Source organism: Streptosporangium sp. NPDC048886 (assembly GCF_055586905.1).
The window spans coordinates 1-1,825 of sequence record NZ_JBVJHH010000111.1 but is presented as its reverse complement, the minus strand read 5'-3'; the positions used below and the strand labels follow the sequence as shown (position 1 = coordinate 1,825).

At 73.5% G+C, this 1,825-nt stretch carries 1 protein-coding gene; it reads left to right on the top strand.

Features of this window, described 5'->3' with window-relative positions; translation table 11 throughout:
• A partial coding sequence (locus ACZ6R6_RS49290) for a serine/threonine-protein kinase (RefSeq protein ID WP_470104469.1) occupies nt 1-1,496 on the top strand: 1,496 nt, incomplete at its 5' end.
• Nucleotides 1,497-1,825 lie beyond the last annotated feature (329 nt).

Below are 1,825 nucleotides of genomic sequence, written 5' to 3'. Positions count from 1 at the left end.
TCGCCCCCCTCCTGGCCGCCTGCCTCGACAAGCACCCCTACGAACGACCCGACACCAAGGCCGCCATGCTCCGCCTCCTCGGCGAGGAGCCGGCGATCCGGATCACCGGGGACGGCGACTGGCAGGACGGGCCGCTGCCCGCCGTACCGCAGCAGCCCGGCGCCACCGCCCCGCAGCCGACGGCGCCGCCCGGCTGGGGCGCTCCGCCGCTCCCCCGGGACGCCGCTCCCCCCGTGCAGGGGCCGGTCGTGCTACAGGTGACGGCGGAGGCCAAGGAGCGGCCGAAGACCGGCGGTTTCTCCGTCGTGCTGGCCGCCTGCGTCGGCGTGGTCGTCCTGCTGTCCGGGCTCGGGCTCTGGGCCGCCGGGAGATACACCTCCCTCGACGCGGAACGGGCCTCCGCCCAAGGGGCGGCGCCCCACGCGACCCTGGGGCTGGTCGACCAGTCGCAGGCGCAGGGCGACGGGCAGGGCCTCGGGGACGACCCGGCGGACACCGGCAAGGTGACCGTGCCCTGGGCCACCACGACCGGCCCGCAGGTCCCGGACGTCGGGCCGCTGCAGCTGAACACCGAGGCCCCGACGATCTCGCCGCCGGTCCCGTCGATGACGTCGTTCGTCACCCCGCCTCCCATCCCGGCGACCACCGGACCGGCGGTGCCGACGACCGCCCCCACCAGGGGAGAGGCCAGCACCAGCGCCTCGCCCACTCCGACGCCGCCGCCCTCGCCGACCCCGACGCCGACGCCGACCCGGACTCCGACGGTCGAGCCGACCCCGGCCCCGACGGCCACGCCCACCCCGAGCGAGCCGCCGACGCCGACGCCGAGCGCGCCCACCACGCCCACCCCGAGCGTCCCCACGACGCCGACGCCGAGCGCGCCCACCACGCCCACCCCGAGCGCGCCCACGACGCCGAGCCCGACGGCTCCGACGCCGAAGCCGTCGGCGACCCCCACCCCGAAGCCGACACAGACGGCTCCGTCGCCCAGGCCGACGGCGACCCCCACCCCGAAGCCGACGTTCACGTTCCCCTCGCCCAAGCCGACGGCGACCCCGCCCTTCCCGCCGACCGTCAGGCCGACGCCGACCCTCACGACGGCCAAACCCACCTTCAAGCCGACCCCGACCCCGACGCCGACGCCGTCCGCACCGCCCCCCGCGGCCTCGCGTCCCAACCCCCACACCCCGCAGCAGGCCTGCGGAGCCGGCTTCGCCGTCCAGCGCTCCGGCTCCTTCAACGGCGGCACCACCTACCAGCTCTACAACTCCGCCACCGGCTCCAACTGCGTGGTCACCATGAAGACCACCGATGTGGGCACCGCCACCCCGGTCTGGGCCACCCTGGAAGTCGAGGGCGGTGAGAGCAGGACCGACCGGGGCAACTTCGAGTACTACGCGGGCCCGGTCATCCTGCCCGCCAAGGGCAAGTGCGTCCGCTTCTCCGGCGGCGGCCCCGGCGGCAGCACCACCTCGAACATGGCGAACTGCGGATGACGCCCACGGCCCGGTGAGGCCAGGCGCCGGCTGACCGGACCGGCGTCCACGCCGGAGCCGGTCACGTTCTCACCGGAGGCCCCCCTCGGACACGACGAGGGGGGCCTTCGACGTCCTTACGGGCACTCACCGGAAGCCGTGGCCGAGTCGAGTCGAAGTTGACGTCTGAAACCGGCTATTCGGGTGGGACAGATTTGGTTGAATGATGCTAGATCAAACGATCGTGACATTTGACGGTAGTTGAGGTGGAAGGAATGCAATGGGGGATTTGAACCCATTACTGCCTGAAGATCCAGAACGCGTCGGTGTTCACATCCTCGTCGGGCGGC